Source organism: Nostoc sp. S13 (assembly GCF_029379315.1).
Classification (GTDB): Bacteria; Cyanobacteriota; Cyanobacteriia; order Cyanobacteriales; family Nostocaceae; genus Nostoc.
In genome coordinates this window covers 14775-32226 of record NZ_JAQYWQ010000037.1, presented here as the reverse complement: position 1 = coordinate 32226, position 17452 = coordinate 14775, and the positions used below count along the sequence as shown (strand labels likewise).

The 17452-nt window shown below is 41.9% G+C and carries 16 protein-coding genes; 8 read left to right on the top strand and 8 right to left on the bottom strand.

Translation table 11 applies throughout. The annotated features are described in order from the left end of the window. The first annotated feature begins 1 nt into the window (after position 1). The 5 genes from PUQ00_RS13945 to PUQ00_RS13925 all read left to right on the top strand — a co-directional run bounded on the left by PUQ00_RS13945 (position 2) and on the right by PUQ00_RS13925 (position 4256). Positions 2–1246 carry a hypothetical protein gene (locus PUQ00_RS13945; RefSeq protein WP_300417302.1) on the top strand — a complete coding sequence of 415 codons (1245 nt, stop codon included), beginning with the start codon at positions 2–4 and terminating at the stop codon, positions 1244–1246. 453 nt (positions 1247–1699) lie between these two features. After that, complete coding sequence (locus tag PUQ00_RS13940; protein WP_300417300.1) at positions 1700–2251, top strand: hypothetical protein; 552 nt, start codon at positions 1700–1702, stop codon at positions 2249–2251. Further along, positions 2251–3366: a site-specific integrase gene (locus tag PUQ00_RS13935; protein ID WP_300417297.1), complete on the top strand. Its 1116-nt coding sequence runs from the start codon at positions 2251–2253 to the stop codon at positions 3364–3366. The genes PUQ00_RS13940 and PUQ00_RS13935 overlap by 1 nt, the downstream gene beginning before the upstream one ends. A gap of 195 nt (positions 3367–3561) precedes the next feature. Continuing rightward, positions 3562–3756 (top strand): hypothetical protein, encoded by a 195-nt coding sequence (locus PUQ00_RS13930; RefSeq protein WP_162396881.1) that lies wholly within the window; start codon positions 3562–3564, stop codon positions 3754–3756. Between the two features lie 290 nt (positions 3757–4046). Continuing rightward, complete coding sequence (locus PUQ00_RS13925) at positions 4047–4256, top strand: toxin-antitoxin system, antitoxin component, Xre family protein (RefSeq protein ID WP_300417294.1); 210 nt, start codon at positions 4047–4049, stop codon at positions 4254–4256. A gap of 63 nt (positions 4257–4319) precedes the next feature. Here PUQ00_RS13925 and PUQ00_RS13920 read toward each other — a convergent pair whose 3' ends face one another. From PUQ00_RS13920 to PUQ00_RS13910, 3 genes are all read right to left on the bottom strand, one after another. Next, the gene (locus tag PUQ00_RS13920) at positions 4320–5363 is read right to left on the bottom strand and encodes a M42 family metallopeptidase (RefSeq protein WP_300417386.1); all 1044 of its coding nucleotides are present in this window, start codon (positions 5361–5363) and stop codon (positions 4320–4322) included. A gap of 13 nt (positions 5364–5376) precedes the next feature. After that, positions 5377–6417 (bottom strand): SGNH/GDSL hydrolase family protein, encoded by a 1041-nt coding sequence (locus PUQ00_RS13915; protein WP_300417292.1) that lies wholly within the window; start codon positions 6415–6417, stop codon positions 5377–5379. Between the two features lie 271 nt (positions 6418–6688). Further along, positions 6689–8083 carry an S-layer homology domain-containing protein gene (locus PUQ00_RS13910; RefSeq protein ID WP_300417291.1) on the bottom strand — a complete coding sequence of 465 codons (1395 nt, stop codon included), beginning with the start codon at positions 8081–8083 and terminating at the stop codon, positions 6689–6691. 1061 nt (positions 8084–9144) lie between these two features. Here PUQ00_RS13910 and PUQ00_RS13905 point away from each other — a divergent pair. After that, the gene (locus PUQ00_RS13905) at positions 9145–10350 is read left to right on the top strand and encodes a histidine kinase (protein WP_300417288.1); all 1206 of its coding nucleotides are present in this window, start codon (positions 9145–9147) and stop codon (positions 10348–10350) included. Between the two features lie 80 nt (positions 10351–10430). Here PUQ00_RS13905 and PUQ00_RS13900 read toward each other — a convergent pair whose 3' ends face one another. Beyond that, entirely contained in the window at positions 10431–11456 is a 1026-nt protein-coding gene (locus PUQ00_RS13900; RefSeq protein ID WP_300417384.1) for a PleD family two-component system response regulator, read from the bottom strand. A gap of 674 nt (positions 11457–12130) precedes the next feature. Between PUQ00_RS13900 and PUQ00_RS13895 the strand changes: the two genes are divergently transcribed. Beyond that, complete coding sequence (locus PUQ00_RS13895) at positions 12131–12391, top strand: chlororespiratory reduction protein 7 (RefSeq protein WP_300417286.1); 261 nt, start codon at positions 12131–12133, stop codon at positions 12389–12391. A gap of 351 nt (positions 12392–12742) precedes the next feature. Here PUQ00_RS13895 and PUQ00_RS13890 read toward each other — a convergent pair whose 3' ends face one another. Then, positions 12743–13129: a hypothetical protein gene (locus PUQ00_RS13890; RefSeq protein WP_300417283.1), complete on the bottom strand. Its 387-nt coding sequence runs from the start codon at positions 13127–13129 to the stop codon at positions 12743–12745. Positions 13130–13488: 359 nt separating this feature from the next. Then, on the bottom strand, positions 13489–14058 hold the full coding sequence (locus PUQ00_RS13885; protein ID WP_300417280.1) for a DUF2854 domain-containing protein: 570 nt from the start codon (positions 14056–14058) through the stop codon (positions 13489–13491). A 261-nt stretch (positions 14059–14319) separates the two neighbouring features. Between PUQ00_RS13885 and PUQ00_RS13880 the strand changes: the two genes are divergently transcribed. After that, complete coding sequence (locus PUQ00_RS13880) at positions 14320–14493, top strand: hypothetical protein (RefSeq protein WP_300417277.1); 174 nt, start codon at positions 14320–14322, stop codon at positions 14491–14493. A gap of 129 nt (positions 14494–14622) precedes the next feature. Here the strand turns inward: PUQ00_RS13880 and PUQ00_RS13875 are convergent, their stop codons facing one another. Then, complete coding sequence (locus PUQ00_RS13875) at positions 14623–15039, bottom strand: response regulator transcription factor (RefSeq protein ID WP_300417274.1); 417 nt, start codon at positions 15037–15039, stop codon at positions 14623–14625. A gap of 190 nt (positions 15040–15229) precedes the next feature. Then, positions 15230–17410: a polyphosphate kinase 1 gene (ppk1, locus tag PUQ00_RS13870; protein ID WP_300417272.1), complete on the bottom strand. Its 2181-nt coding sequence runs from the start codon at positions 17408–17410 to the stop codon at positions 15230–15232. Between the last annotated feature and the right edge of the window lie 42 nt (positions 17411–17452).

The window sequence follows — 17452 nt, the reverse complement described above, 5'->3', positions numbered from 1 at the left end:
GATGAGCAGTGATTTACACCCATCCCAGTTACACCAACACTTGCAGATGTACTTCCGCGCCAAGTGGTCATTCTGGGGGAGTTTAACTGTTGGCTGTGGCTTATTGTTCCTGGGGGCGACTCAAAAACCAGATTCAAAACCGTGGATATTGGGGGCCTCCGTTGGTACTTTAGAAGTCGGTCGCAGACATCGCCAAACAGCCAAGCTGCTAGAAGAATCGCTAGGCGATATCGACCGAGCATCACGGGTCAACTTTCAAGCGTGGGCAAGGGCTAACACCCAGCCCACATCACAGTTAGTGCTGACAGTTGGCGCTCTTGATGCGAATTGGCAACCAGATAACTTAATCACTGACCCGGTTGAGTACGTCAATAAGGTACAGAAACACGTTGCTTTAGTTGGGGGAACCGGTGACGGTAAGTCAACCCAGGCTCAATACTTCTCTACCCGTATCGGCGGTAAGGTCGTTGTCTACGACGTAGACAGCGCCAAAGGAGATTGGGCTTGGGTTGAGCCAACCGACCTAATCGGGGACGGTGGCTTGCCAGAAGTGGACAAAGCGATGGAGGAAGCGCTTGACCACTTGGAAAAGATGCGAGTTTACCGCAAGGAAGTTTCCAAAGACATTCCCCAAGAGTTTGCTCGATTCTATATTGCTGAAGAATTCCCTGTGCTAGCAGACTGTAGCAACGCCTCCCAGTGGATCAGACAGCACGCCAAGGTCGGAAGAAAGCGCAAACAGTTCATTATGTGTCTGGCCCAAAATGACACAGCTGCTAATTTTGCTCTGGAAGGTGACGCTGACATTTTAGACACTTGCTTTGTGCGTATCCGTTTGGGGAAGAAAGCCCAGGATTATGCTAGGTCAACGCTCAAAAATCCCCAGTTAGAGCAGTGGCTCAAAGCCGGTGGTAAGAAGCGGTTTATGGTTGATGATTGCCCCTGCGAACTAGATTTAGGACTATGGCAACCAAGTGCTCAAGTAGCAACGGAAATCTCTGACAAAGAGAATACCCAGGTGCAAACATCGCCGTCAGGTATGAACGAATACGAGCAATTTATCCTTGACTGGGGGCAACAGCACCCAGGTGAAGTTTTAAAAGCCGCTCATCTTAGTCGGGCTACGCGGTTATTTGACAATATGCAGCCAGACGAAATACGGATTTTCTTCGTTTCTATGGCTGATAGGGGATTGGGGGAAGTAGAAGGAAATGGCGATCGCTTGGGCTGGAGGTGGTCAAAATAATGTCTACACTTTGCCTACAGTCCGTCTATAGGCTGTAGGCAAAGCTTTAGAGGTAAATTACCTATTAATTAAGCAGCACTTGAGTGGAAGTGCGATCGCTCACTACACCACCACAAACCAATCAATAGTTCGCCTACACCGTCTACAATTTTTCGCCAAAAAAAATCGGCTGTAGACGCTAAAAATAGCCCCCAGAGCGGATTTTAGTGCCTGTAGACAAAATTTTTGGGGCTTAAAAAACTTACAAAATCGAAACAATTTTCAAATCTGGAATGACTCAATCAAATTGTCCTCGATGCGATTCTACGCGACTGCAATATCAAGAAAGTTACGGCTATTGGGAGTGCCTTGACTGTGGTCACGTCTGGGCGGTTGACGTTGACGATCCAGATTACGACGAACTACTAATCTGTCCCAAATGCAGCTCGTCTAGTATTACCCTAGATCCGATTTTTGGGTATTACAAATGCTCAAGCTGTTTTACTGCCTGGGTCAACGACGAAGACGACCCAGACTTCTTATTTGGGTGTTCCCATTGCGGCTACCGTTTTTTGGAATGGAATTTCGTTAGTTATTTTCTATATTGTCCAGCTTGCAAGCATTACAGTTATGAGCGAATTAAATAAACAGCTTTGTTCACTAGCTGAAAACTACATAGAAAATTCTTACTACCGCGTTGGCAATTGTACCTATGCCTGGGAGGAAAAAGACTATCGCAGTGACGATTTAGACGGAGATATTGTATGCGGTGAATGTCCCCCCAATGATGCTGACCATTACTCATGGTGGGAAATTGTTTCTTGCAAAATTGAAAGCAGCGAAATTGACGAGCGCAACGACGAAACCGGGGAATATTCTGTAACGGTTAAAGCGTGGGTGGCTGTTAGTTCTGGTGACGAGGAGGAGGAGGTTGACAAGAGCGTAGCGCCTGACATCCGCACCATTTACGTGCAACTTGACCGTGATGAGGAGGGCGATTTCTGTGTCGTTGGAACTGAAGAATAATGATTGAACAACGAATTAAGGAAGCGAATGGACGACTAAAAAATAATTATTGTGGACTAAGAATTGAGCAAATAGGGGGGCGGCTTTATCTTCGCGGGACATTCCCTCCTAAACCCTTGTCTGGGAAGAATAAACCCCATAGACAGCGAATATCTGCCGCAAATGCTAATAAAGATGGGGTAAAAATAGCGGAAAGGTTAGCAAAAAAAATTAGCGTTCAAATGGACGCTAAAACCTTTGATTGGGCTGACTACAAAGAGGAACAGGAACTAGAAATCAATATCAAAAATATTAAAAATTGGATCAATGAATTTGAACAAGACTATTTTTCTAGGAAGGAGCGAACATTTAAGACTGAAACAACATGGAGAGTAGAGTACCGTGCAGTATTTAAGTTTCTTCCGCTAGAAGACGAATTAACAATTGAGAATTTAAAATCAACAATTATAAATTGTTCAAAGCCGGATACTCGTATTCGCAAGCGTTTCTGTCAATCATTAAACCTATTGTCTAAGTTTGCTGGACTGAATTGTGATTTTTCAAATTTAGTGGGAAATTACAGTTACAGCAGACGAGAACCGCGCAATCTGCCAACTGATAAACAGATTCAAGATTTTTATTGCCAAATTGGTAGTGACCCCTGGCGATGGATTTACGGAATGATCGCTACTTATGGATTAAGGAATCATGAGGCATTTTTTATTGAGCTAAATTCCCTAAACAATCCTGACCACTCGATAAAAATTACTCAGGGTAAAACTGGATCGCGAAAAGTGTGGCCACTGCATCCTGAGTGGGTTATCACTTTTGACCTGACTAGTCCCAAAGTCCCAGGCATAAACTTAAATCGTCCCAATACGGCAATAGGCAATGTGGTTACACGACATCTCAGGAGAAATGAAAATATGCCGTTCAAAGTTTATGACTTACGCCATGCTTGGGCAGTGCGATCGCTTGAATACGGCATTGATATTTCATTAGCGGCAAAGCAAATGGGGCATGGATTACAAGTTCATAGCAATTTGTACCATTCTTGGATTAATGAGCAAGCACACCAACGTGCTTTTGAGCTAGCCATTAACAAGAGCGATCGCCCGCTTCCACCATTGTTATAGTGTTTCGTAATCAGCAGGCCGTGGGTTCAAATCCCATCATCGGCTTTGGTAAAAGTATTGCTCAATAGTCAAGTTTGACAAAAATCAACCATTTAGCCAAATGGGTGTAAAAACCAGCTTACTTCAAAGCATAGCCGATAAACTTTATGTAGAAGGGGAAAACCTAGATATTCTGATTTCTGAGTTGGAGGGTTAATGAAGACAAACGTTGAGTTAAAAGCTCGTATTAAAGAGCTTGGGAAGCAAGCAGCAGACTACAGTCGCCAAGCCGTTCAAGTCTTTGATACAGACCGAGAACAAAACAGAACCTTGATGCGACAAGCTTACGAGTCTAGCAAGCGCTGCCAAGTTTTGATTGGTGAGTTACTTAGACGGCAAAGTCAAAGCTAAGAACAACCTTTCTTTACGTTTTCAAAAGTGTTGTATAGGACAACGCCTTTATTTTGTCACAAAAAGTTGATTCACTACCGAAAGTAAGTAATCAACATCATTTCATTTAAGTCAAAGCCTCGCCATATCACTCCAACTCAGTTTCGCAGAAAGCTTTTAACAAATCAATACAGTTAGCGATCGCCTTCGTGGATAGAGAGAGAACTGAAAACTATAATGAACGCATAATACAACTAATTAAAGGCAAGATAGTTATAAACCATTGCTAACCAACAAGGAGAATCTAAATAATGCAGGCTGATAGTATTTCAGAGCAAAGGCTACTTGAAAAAATTCAAAAGCTACCTCCCGAACAAGTTTTGCTAGTTGAAGATTTGATTGATTCTCTGGTTCAGCAAAATACAGACCATAGCCTTACCTTTGCAGCAGCAAAAATTTCTGAAACAGTTCTGCTTAAAATCTGGGATAACCCTGATGATGCAGAATATGACAAACTATGAATTTGGTGATGTTATTTTAGTGCTTGATATGCGATCGCTCTTTCAAATCAAAGCCTCGAACTATCACTCAAACTCAGTTTCGCAGAAAGCTTTTAACAAATCAATACAGTTAGCGATCGCTCCTAAATGAGCAATTTCATATCCATGTGTATTTTGGGTAGGAAACGCCAAACAAGCAGCACGCCCAACATGCCCAAATTTCATCGCAATTGAAGCATCACTACCAAATCCACTCAGAGTTGTTAACTGCACTGGCATATCCAACTGCTTGGCACTATGGCGCAGTTGGCCATTTAGCCCTTCATCATATATCCCATAAGCATCTTGAGATAAAAGTACAGGACTTTCCCCATCTTTAACAGGATATTCCTCAGATAATGGACAAATTTCTAAAGCAATCAAGGCATCCAAACGCTGATTTTGGGTGAAAAATAGCGCCCCAATTGCTCCCACTTCTTCTTTTGCTGATGCCACCAGATAAACATCAACAACTGGCTGTTTGAGGTTTTCAGCCAAAGCTAACAGAATCGCAACAGAAGCTTTGTTATCTAAGGTGTAACTGGCAATATGATCCTTTAACCTAATTGGATGCTTGCGATGCTTACCGATTACCATTCTAGTTCCAGGTCGAATACCAGCTGTTTCTAATTCAGCAGATGTCAGCTTCGTTTCAATCCAGGCATTTTCCCACTTCACAGTAGTATCTTCCTGCTGAACTTTTTGGGGCGATTCGTGGGAAACGTGGCGGGAACCAAAGCTGAGAATTCCACTGATAGTTTCGTTGTCTCCCAATAAATCGACAACGCCTTCCCCGTAAACCCACGGGAAAGAACCGCCGAGTTTGCTGACTTTGACACGACCTTGATCACCAAGACTCTTGACAATTGCGCCAATTTCGTCTTTGTGTGCCGTGATCGCAATCGCTCGGTCTGGACTTTTCCCTGGAATTTTCGCAATAATATTATCGGCGCGATCGCACCAAACTTCTACACCCAGCGCCGCAAATCGTTGCATCAACAACTGGTTAATCTCAGTTTCTGCACCACTAGGAGAATGGTGCATGACTAATTCTTCAATAATTTGAAATAAGCGATCGTAATCCGACATCAATACAATTAGTTTAATTTTCAACTGTTGTATGAGAGAATATTGCATCAACAACCAGACTTGCTGACCTTTTTTGTTGACGCTTTAGCACTCCTACCGCACCAAAAGCACCAAGGGCTAAAATCCCCAAGTTAATCGCAGGTTCAGGGACAGACTTAGCATCAATCGCCGCCAGTGCAGCATCTGCTATCACCTGATGAGCAGCAGTTGTTGGGTGGAAACCATCCCAGACGAGAAACTTGTTGTTACCTGGGTTACATATATCTAGCCTAGATAGACAAGACTCGGTTACATTCGTAAAACCTAATGCACTTGCCTGATTAAATAAAGAATAAGTATCAACCGAGAAGATGTTGAGATTCGGGTTTTGGCTTAAAGCGCTCACAGTTTTTGCTAAACCCAAGTTAAACTCACTAGTTGATTTGCTAAGGGTTGTAGGATTGCGATCGTTGATTTTCGCTGCTGGTAGCTGTCCCAAATCGGGCAAGTTAAACACCAAAATATTTTTCGCGCCGACTCCTACCAGAGTATTCAACGCTAAGGATATATTACTGATTGGCGTGGTTGAGTCTTCAGGGTTGACAAAAAACAAATCATTCGCACCTCCCCACAATGTATAAAGTGCATCTGGATCAGCAGTTTGATTACTTGCTTTCAGAGCTCCAGCAAAACCAAGGACTTGTTTGAGTACTCCCGGTAATCCGATATTGGGAAGGACAGCGTTATCTAAACCAGAGTTAGCACCACCGAAAGCGAAGTTTATCCCTTGGGTAGGAGGTGTGGAAGGAATAGTAGTCAATAAAGTAGTCAATAAAGTGGGCTTTAAGCCTAGCTGATCTCCAAGATAATCTACCCAGAGCGGCCCATCAGAAAAACGTCCTTCAAAGTAAGGTGGGCTTTGAGGGTATATTTTCCCGGTAGCATTATATATATTGCCTGTATCGGAAAGACTATCACCAAATACATAAAGCTGATCAAAACTCGCAGCCGAGGCTTTGGTCGGCAACATGAAAGAAAATAGAACAAATCCTGCTGCGATCGCTTGTTTTTTCATATTCCTTTACCTGTAGTATTTTTTAGTCTGTTTAAAAGTACTGAAAGCCCGATAGTTAGTTACTTCAAAACTAAGTACGTCTATTGAGTTAATTTACGTTATTTTACTTAACTATGCATCGAAAATCCATCAAACCCAGATAAAAACCCTGTAAATACTTAGATTTACATTTTCTTGATAAAAAATCGGTATATTACAAATAAATAGCAAAATTTACATACTCAGGTGTGCTATTTGTCAAATTTTATGCTGATGATGGACTAACCGCGATTTAACTTCGCTTTAATTTCAAAGCCTCAGCAGCCGATACACCCTCACCCTGAGTGCCGAAATACCACAAAACTGTAGCAGCCTCAGCACGAGTTACTGGTTTTTTAGGTTGAAATAGAGTCGTATAACCAAACACCCGCCGAATATTCGATTGTTCGCTATTCTGGTAATCAGCCAACACTGCTCTTAAAGCCTTGGGGTCAATTCGCGCTGCATCTTGGAAACCCCAGGTTTGTTTGACAGCATCTAAGTTAGCAGAGGGTAAAGCTTGGCGAGTATCTAGGGGTAATTTCCACAGCAGCAACTGTTCCCGCGTTAGGGGTGCATCAGGACGAAACAAAACTGCTGTAGAATCTCCAGACAAAGGACTGGGAATTAACCCAGCTTCGGCTAATCCCTGAATTGCTGGAAAATCAGGGTCTTTTGCCGACACATCACTAAAAATTGGTTGAGTACTTTCTGATGCCAAGCGAATTTGTTTAGCGGGATTGCTGGCATACATAGCATTATTAGCAGCAATTAGCCAACGGGCATATTCCCGATGTGTAACAATTTTACTGGGTTCAAACTCGTTAGTTGTGGTAGTAGAGTTGCTCTTAGTTGCCTTTTGTTCCAGAGACAAAACACCTAATGCAGCCAAGTCTTGGATATGTTGCCGCCATTCTTGCGGTGCCTTATTTAGATCATTAAATGCCTGAGATTCGGCTGTGGCTGTAGGAGTTGTTTGGTTATTAGCGGTGCTTGGTGGCTGTACTGTCAAGTTTCCAGGTGATACCGGGCCAATGAACTGGGAATTGCCTGGTTGAGGAGCGGCGTTAGTAGTTTCGTTAGGATTTCTAGTTAGGGTAGGTTGTGCTATTGCGATACTATTCGGTACATACTCAATCAGTAATTCAGTGGCTGTTTGGGGTTGATTGGGTGTAGCGTTAGTAACTGATTTAGGCTGAATGGAAACCTTCAACAGCAAATCGTGACGACGTGCCTCAAAGGCGCCTCCCGCATCATCTGTTGGCTGTTGCAAAATCTGCCAGTTATTTGTTTGAAACTGGCTGCGATAAAAGCTAGCAATAAAGTTGCTGGGATCAGAACTCAACCAACGTGTTGAGACTCTGTTTTCTGAGCCGCTACCAGGTGTAACTTCCTGTAGTTTGGCGTTGGAATATAGTGGGATATCTTTGGGAAAATCAGCTGGTAAGTGAATTGTTGATTCGTTTTGCTGTGCTTGCGGTGGCTTACCCTGAGATTCTCCAAAGACAGCTGGATTGTTTTGCAGCTGAGGATCTGCCGCCAAAGATTGCTCAAGGTTTTTGGCGACTGGAGTGTTAGCACAGGCTGTTAACGAAGTCAGTAGAACAGCCCAAATTAGAAATACAGCTGGACGTTTACAGGGAAGCACAGGAAATCAAAAATTGAGTTTCAATTCTTACCCTAGCGCAGACTGTTCATTAAATGCGATTGGGAATAGGGGATTGGGCATTGCTCTTTTCCAGTCCCCCTGCTCCTCTTTTTATTGGTGAAGATGATGATATCTCAAAAAATTAGTAAACGGTAGCAAAAAGCTACCGTGTTGTCTTTGTTTTACAGCCATTAGGTTTTATTCCCATGCTTAGTTATAGAATTCCCTAAAATTATGGCAAACTAACATTTTCGGAAAAAAAACACAAATAAATCTGGAATGCTTGCTAGATATAAGTTGTGTGATTTTGGTGATAGACTAGGACTAAAGCCCCCCTTAGCCTCACCCAAGGAGGGCAATAAATAAAGGTCGCTAACGCTGGCTTAAAATCGATTCTGGAAATTATTCATCTGATGATGGTAAGCTGAGTAAGGCAATAAGCTGGAAAATGCCAGTGTTAAACAATTCCAGGAATTTAGCGTAAGTTCGTTATTCTTGACGACTGGGGTCATAGGCAAAGCAATCAAGTGTCGCAGCAGTTTCCTTAGTATCTGTTAGCTATGGCTGTTTCCCAATCCTACTAATGATTGGGTAGGGGCAAGAAAGACACTTCATCGGATGCACTGGCGGTTGAGAAAATCCTCTACAAACTTGGTCTGAACAGTTAACAGCTTCCTGATAGATTAGATACAATTAGCATTTGCGTTTGGTTGAGCGTAGGCTTTGCCCGCCGTAGGCATCGCTTGTTAAAAGCGATTACCCGAATTGACATGCTGCTGCACTAGCCGATTTGACATAGTATTAAACCTTTCACCTGCTGGCTCTGACGAAAATTTTGATTCAGGGCAATTAAAACTTATATTCAAGGGCAAGGGTGTTTCTTGGAGATGAAGTTAGCCAAAAAGGGGCAAAAGGCTGAAAAAGATATATCTGATGTCAAAAAGGCCGAACTCAGAGAAGTATGAAAATCTAAAATAGATACTAAATTCAAGAAAAAACAACGACCATCGACAACCGCCAGTCCATTTTACTTTCTGTAAAGCGTCACCGGGTTGTTACGAGTGCTGAAACACGATTACATGCAAGTTTCCCAGGATCAGCCTATTTATTCTGAGGCTCCACTCCAGCTGTTACTTTTTGTCGATGGACGACCCAAGTCCCGACAACAAGTCCAGCGAATACGTGCTTATTTAAAAGAATTGCAGGCTGAGTATAGTTTTGAACTTCAAATTATCGATGTAGGACAACAACCTTACTTAGCAGAACACTTTAGATTGATCGCAACGCCAGCTTTGATCAAAATCCATCCGGAACCACGACAGATTTTAGCTGGGAGTAATATTATAGCGCAATTGAAAAACTGGTGGCCTCGCTGGCAAGCGGCTATAGATGCCTATTTAAAATTACAAGAAGACTTACAAGAACGTATAGACGACAATGCTAAAGTGACATCACCCAAATCCACTATCCGTTCAGTTGCTGTTTCTGCTGAATTCATCCGACTCTCAGATGAAATTTTTCGCTTAAAGCAGGAAAAAGATAACCTCCAAGAGCAGCTACATTTTAAAGACCGGGTGATTGCGATGCTGGCACACGATCTGCGTAATCCGCTAACTGCTGCCGCGATCGCCATAGAAACTCTCCAATCTAACTACAATTTAGAGACGGGGCAATTCCATCGGCTTAAACCATCAATGACGGTACATTTATTAAAACAAGCCCGCAATCAAACTAAAATCATTGATCGGATGATTGCCGACCTTTTGCAGGTAGGTCAGGGCAAAGATACGGAGTTGCCGATAATACCACAAAAACTCCAGCTAGGTAAACTCTGCTTAGATGTAATAGAAGAATTGGGCGATCGCTACAGAGCCAAATCCCAAGAGGTAGAAACGGATATTCCCAATGACTTACCATACGTATATGCTGACCCAGAACGTATCCGCCAAGTGCTAGTAAATCTGTTGGATAATGCCATCAAATACACCCCAAAAGGTGGTAAGATTAGCGTCGCCGGATTGCACCGCACTACCCAAAAAGTTCAGTTTAGTATTGGCGACACTGGGCCTGGTATTCCTGTAGAGAATCGCGATCGGATCTTTGAAAACCACTTCCGCCTACAACGGGATGAAGGTACAGAAGGTTATGGCATTGGTCTTTGTTTATGCCAACGTATCATTCTGGCACATTATGGCCAAATTTGGGTGGATTCTGCCCCCAATAACGGAGCATGGTTCCACTTCACACTGCCAGTTTATCCTTCTTAGCTATTGGGTATTGGGCATGGGGCATTCACAAATGACAAATGCCAAATGCCAAATGCCAAATGCCAAATGACAAATGCCAATTAGAAACTTGAGATAAAGCGATCGCGCCCCCCCTCCTTTGCTTGGTAGAGTGCTTTATCGGCCAGCAAAATCAAATCTGAAGGTGAGGATTCCCAAGTGGGGACAACAGTGGCAATACCCATACTGAGGGTGAGATACTGACTCACCGCAGAACCGTCATGAACAATTTGCAAATCTTTGATTCCCGCTTGCATCGCTGCGGCAACGTGAATTGCGCCAGATGCAGGAGTGTATGGCATAATCACAGCAAATTCTTCGCCTCCATAACGCGCTACTAAATCTTGATGTTTTTGTGCCTTAAGGCTTAAGAGAGCACCCACTTTTTGTAAACAGATATCCCCAGCAGGATGGCCATATTTATCGTTATAAAATTTAAAAAAGTCGATATCACACAAAATCATTGACAAGGGAGATTCCTTTTGTATGAGATCAATCCACTGATTCTTAAGATAATCGTCAAAGCGGCGACGATTTGCCAACTCAGTTAAGCCATCTACATTGGCCAGATGCTGCAAAGATTGGTTTACTGCCTCTAAGTGTTTGTAAAGGTGCGCTTCTCGTACCAGTCGGCTCAAGCGATGGCGCAATACAGCGAAGTTAATTGGCTTAGTGACGTAATCAGTCGCCCCTACTTCAAAAGCACGGTTTACGGATTGCTCATCGTCCAAGCATGTGATCATCAATATGGGAGTGCGCTCCCACATCTGGGAGATCAGAGTATTATTAAGGGGCGAGTCAATATCAAAGGTTGCAACAGCTGATCTTCTATTATTCCTGGCAATCTCGCGCAACTGCTCACAGCAGGTAAAGCCATCCATCACAGGCATTAGAGCGTCTAGCAAAACTATATCGGGTTTGAGAGCCTCGTAAGCATTTAAACATTGTTTACCATCATTGACCTCGACGACTCGATAATTTTCTTCTTGCATAACTTTACGCAACAATATTCGGATGGTCTTGTCATCATCAGCCACTAGAATCAGTGGTTTTGGCGGAGAATCAGAAGATGGGCTTATGCCTGACATGAGTTGCCTTCCACTTGGGGGACTATCTTGAAAAAGGCTGTGCAACTCCATCGCATGGGAGCGATCGCTCTTTTCATCAATGCCAGGATTTGCGGCAAAGGTGTGTGGCTTCACAATCAACTGTTTTTTGACAATAGACTGCTCAATGTTAGTGAGCCAAGCAAGCGGTAGATAACTAAGTTGCATAGAGAATCTATAATTGGAACACGAAGGCAATTTTTACCTTTTTGTTCGCCTATGGTTATGAAAGGAAATGTTACTTTTATATTTCCCAATAGTTAAAGTTAAATTACGATTTTTTGAGAATGACAAATGCACACCTTAATTATTTAATTCTGTAGTTAGTTTAGAAACCTAGTGAGACAGGGCAAAGTAATTGCCAAACTACGCTTACTGATAGCTAATACTAATATCACCGGTATTAAATTTATTTAGTCTATTCGCTAAGGGGTTGCGGGGGGTTAGTATAATTACATAAGATTGAGATTAAACTAGCTACAAAGCTTTATTTTGCATTGACTCTCGGTTAAGAAATTAAGATTAATGTTTTGAGCAAGTAAATCCTAAAATTACTTCACATACAGCAGAGCAAATTATCATCTTTTTGGCTAGACAAACAATCAGAAGTTCTTACAAAAAAAATCAAACCTATTTACATTCACTAAATCTTTAAAATGCCAGACTCATTAATGTATCAGCAAGATCACTTTGTTGTTCTAGAAACAAATCAACCAGAACAATTTCTGACACCACCAGAGTTATTAGAAAAGCTCAAAACTGCTCTCCAACAACTCCAAATTCAAGATTTATCACCTGATTTGCAAAAGTTTGATACTGTGGAAGCTCAAGCACAATATTTGCTCGATACCAGTTGCGAATTAGATATTGCTCTTGGGCAATATTTGCAGTGGTATGCAGTTCGTTTAGAAAAGTAGCTTTTTAGTCAGTGGTTAAACAAAGAAGAATTCAGAATCACTTTTTTCGGTCAGAATTCAGCATGAATTCTGACTCCTTAATTCTGTTTTTAATAAGAAAATGTGTTAATTCGGCGATTCGTTAAAAGTCTGTTACACAACCTAAAGCAATGGGTAGTTTACCGTCGTAGGCATCGCGTCTAACTCTCAGATGAAAGGATGCCTACAAGCACTCGTACCAAATCTTCTAAACCTTCAGGAACACGGTAAAGTTTAATATCTTCTGCAACCCGTTTATCTTCCTATGAAGAGTACCAAATTTCCAGTCATCTCCATTGGTAACTGCTCCATATAAAATAGCTTTTTCATGATCTAGGGACTGACAAGAGCGATTAATTCTACTGCTAGCTGTGTAAACCCTCTTTTAATATCTGATTGTTTTGCTTCAATCACCAATAGGGAGTTAGATTTATGCAAGTAATAATTAAAAGTACCTTTAAGTTGTTCATTAACATTAATCGGATACCCACTATATAGTTGAGCCTTTGTCTGAGCGCATATTTCAGCAAGGATAGGTGCAATTAAAAATTCCCGTATTGATATCTCGGCGATTGGGTTGAAAAGCTTGATATTGCGCTGCAAATAATTTTGTAAAAATTCTAAATAGCTCAGTTCAGCAAAGTATCTTGGTAATTCTAGCTCTGTGCGATCGTAGCTGTACTCAAACTCAGCCAGTATGTCTATTGTTGGGTTGGGCAACAAAAAGTATTGACTAAAAGTATAACTTTGCTTAGGTTTTAAATTCTATATATGCTCATCATTTTTTCTCGTGTACGAACCACACCGGAGATACAGCAGAATTCATAATTGAGGAGTTAGAATTGGTGAATCGGCTACGCCCCGCTACAGAAGTAAAACACGCTTTATACCTGGCTTTGAAACGAATCGTTGTGTTCTTCACCTTCTTTGAAATCTGCTGTATTATGACTGGGATATCATTGAGCAATGCGCTACCAAAACTCCCACGGCATTATTGGATTGGACTGATACCAGAAAAAGCTTTAATGTGGTTAACGACAAGTTATAAAGCAATGGAGTTTTGGTAGCGATCATTTTTGTTATTGACTATTGACTATTGACTCTTTTTGAGTATTAATCAGTGCTAGTTCAATTTTCTTTTCAGATGGCTGCGTTATTTGAATCTCCAATCCAGGTCCAAAATAGTTGGTCATTTTTTCCTGCTTTTTTTGCCACACATCAATTGGTATTAGGGGTGAATCAAATTCTAAAATTAGGGCATAGCTCCCATTAACTTCTGTTTCTCGCAACCCGGTGACTGTTGGCCGTTCCTGGTCTGTGGGACTCAAACCTAGAAAAGAAAGTGTTGTATCTAGATGAGCATCTTGACCGTAGCAATATCGGGTGATGTCTTTGCGAATTTTATTTTGTGTATCAGTTGCTTGCTGCTGGCGCAGTATCAGTGCTGACGGTGACGTAGTTTCGCTAAATGGTACTGGCTTAAGTTCATTAGCTTTCAGCGCCAGCCCTCCCAACAATAGAGGAATCCCGTAAAAAAATCCGACAAGATTGAGTGTGGGATTATTAGCAGCATAGGCGACAAAGCCAATGATAGTTAAGATGCCGCCGATAGTTAAACCGAGTGTTCCCAAAGAGATTTGGCGTAGCATGAGCTTAAATTAGTATAAATTATTAATACCTCAGTTTTATTATCATCGGCTATGACTAACAACTTAGGGAAGAGTGTTAACTTAAGTCAGTAAGTAGGTGGTATAAATAAACAAAATACATAGATAGCCGATTTATCTAAGAAATCGGCTATCTATCTCCTGAGCGTTTGATGTTTAATTAGGTTGACTTACTTAGTACCCCAGAATGTTGGATTTTGAGTTAACTTTAAATTTAAAGGTAGTTAAAGATGGGCAAAAATAATGGATCTACAGACTATAAAAGAACGAATTGTCGCAGTTCAAAGTAAACGCGAGTACCTGTTAAGTCTACTGGAACAACCAAACCTGGGAACTTTGAGAGTTGACGTAAATCAGGCTTTGGAAGAACTGGATGAATTAATTGATGAATTTAGACGCACCATTCCGGGAGAGTAGAAATTATCAATAATTGCGTCGGTTTAAGCGTCAACTTCAGGCTATACCGACGCTCCTTAGTAGTATCATGTCCTTAAATCCCCAGAATTGAACTAAGCCTGAGTTGGCGAAGCAACATAGCTGTATCATTTATCCTGCAACTGAAGTATTTCCTGTACGCTGACCTAACTGCCTAACTAAGGCAATAAGTTCGCTTGTAGGTATATCTTTCTTGCAAGCGCCATCAAAGCTAGACATTGCCTTTGTCCCTTGAAAATTTAGGTCTTCCACTGAGGAGTAAGCAAGGATCTGGGTGTTCGGAGATATAGCTTTAATGTGACTAGACGCACTCCAACCATCCATGACTGGCATTTGTAAATCTAGAACAATCACGTCAGGATGGCTACGTTTAACCATTTCTATAGCTTCTTTACCATTACTGGCTAAACCTACTACTTGAATATTTTCTTGGCAAGAAAAAACTAATTGTAAGGTTAAACGAGTCAGTTCGTGGTCATCAACTACTAGAACACGCAGGGTAGAAAGCTTACAAGATAACATTAACATTGAGGGGAAAGACGAAATTATTCAAAATAACCTCTCTAGTTTATTGGAACAAGTGTCAGCACTGACTCTATCTATGGTTGAATAAGTTGTCTGAACCCATGACAAACAACTTAGATTACTTCTCAAAAAATTCAATTTTTCTAAAAAAAACTAAGTTGAGCTAGTTGTCAAGGTAGAAGTAACTTATTTTTTAATCAATCAGGTTTGAGGCTACACCAGCTGAGCGTAATGCCATATTCATGAGAATTTTTTGTGAATTTGCTTCTGGAGAATCATCATAGGGACGGCGTTGAATGTAACTGCCATCGGCTTGTAATTCCCAAGCTTGGCGATTATCTGCGAGCATAATTCCCATGATTTCTTGCAAATCCTTAGCAATATCAGGGTCTTTGACTGGGGTAATAACTTCTACTCGGCGATCTAGATTGCGGCGCATCCAGTCGGCACTACCGATATAGATTTCCTCTTGTGTATTGTTATGAAAATAATAAATCCGAGAGTGTTCTAAAAAGCGACCGACAATGCTGATTATGCGAATGTTTTCACTAATGTCTTTGAGTCCTGGACGCAAACAGCAAACGCCCCTGATAATTAAGTCTATTTGCACTCCGGCGCGGGAAGCTTCATATAAAGTGGCGATGATTTCTGGATCGACTAGAGCATTCATTTTGGCAACAATGCGTCCAGTAAATCCATTTTTAACATTTTCGATTTCGCGGTGAATTAGTGCCAAAAAGCGATCGCGCATATTCACAGGCGCAACCAGCAACTCTCGATAAGACTTTTGTCGTGAGTAGCCTGTCAAGAAATTAAATAAATCTGTGATGTCAGCACCTAATTCTTCACGGCAACTAAACAATCCCAAATCTGTATACAGCCGTGCCGTTTTGGGGTTATAGTTACCAGTGCCAATATGCACATACCGGCGTATCCGGTCTTTTTCCCGCCGTACCACCATGACGGTTTTACTGTGGGTTTTCAGCCCCACTAAACCATAGACAACATGAACCCCGACTCTTTCTAGTCGTTTTGCCCAGTAAATATTATTCTCCTCATCAAATCGCGCCTTCAATTCCACCAGTACGGATATCTGTTTGCCATTTTCGGCGGCGGCAATTAAGGCGTTGACTATGGGCGAGTCGCCAGAAGTGCGGTAAAGGGTCATCTTGATGGCTAACACATTCGGATCGTAGGCAGCATGGGTAATAAAGCGCACCACTGTAGCCGAAAAGGATTGATAGGGATGGTGTACTAGCAAATCCTTTTCCCGAATCACAGCAAAAAAGTCTTTTCCTTCGTCCGTCTCCAACGTATCTCGGTCTAAACTCGGTTCCCTCAGCCTTTGCAGGCGTAATGGTACAACAGATTGGCGTGGTGGATCTTTGAGTTCTGGCAATGGCAAGGACATAAAATACATTAAATCCCGCAGTCCCAAAAGACCGTCTACTTCGTAGAGATCAGTTTCTGTTAATTCCAAATCATGCAATAATCGCGATCGCACTATTTCAGGAGTCTGGGACTGAATTTCTAGCCGGACTGGACTTCCACCTAGCCGCCGTTTTCGCAGTTCCTGTTCTATTGCTAACAACAAATCATCTGCTTCATCTTCTTCTAAGACCAAATCAGCGTCACGGGTAATGCGGAATGGATGATATTCTTGAATGTTCATCCCTGGAAATAGAGATTCCAAGTTATGAGCGATCGCTTGTTCTAAAGGTACTCCTGTCCAGTGGGCAGGTTTTTCGTTGTTCTGATCTGCCAACTCAGGCGGTATCGGTAAAAATCGTGGTAGAACGCTGGGGACTTTTACTCTGGCAAAGAATTCTTCTTCAGTGTCTGGGTTTTTGACGACAACAGCCAGATTCAGACTGAGATTAGAAATAAAAGGAAAGGGATGACTAGGATCAACAGCCAGGGGAGTCAAAACTGGAAAGATTTGTTCCTCAAAATAACTGTTAAGATGAGTCCGCTGTTTTTGATTCAAATCTATGTAATTCAGGATATGAATGCCGTGATTTACTAGTAGAGGACGAAGTACTTGCTCAAAATGTTGGTGCTCTTTCTTAACATGGGGAATCAAGGTAGACCTAATATCGTCTAACTGTTGTTGTGGTGTCCGACCATCGGGAGTTAACAGGGTAACTTTTGCCTCTACTTGTTGCTTTAAACCAGCAACACGCACCATGAAAAACTCATCCAAATTAGAGTTGAAGATTCCTAAAAACTTGAGACGTTCGAGAAGGGGCGTGCGATCGTCACAGGCTTCATGTAACACCCTGGCATTGAATTCTAACCAGCTTAACTCTCGGTTAAGATAATATTGTGGATCGCTGAGATTGATGGGGGTAGAGCTTTTCTTAGATTTTGCCATAATGACCTAAGGGCAGGCAGATATAGCCCATTGAACTGGGGG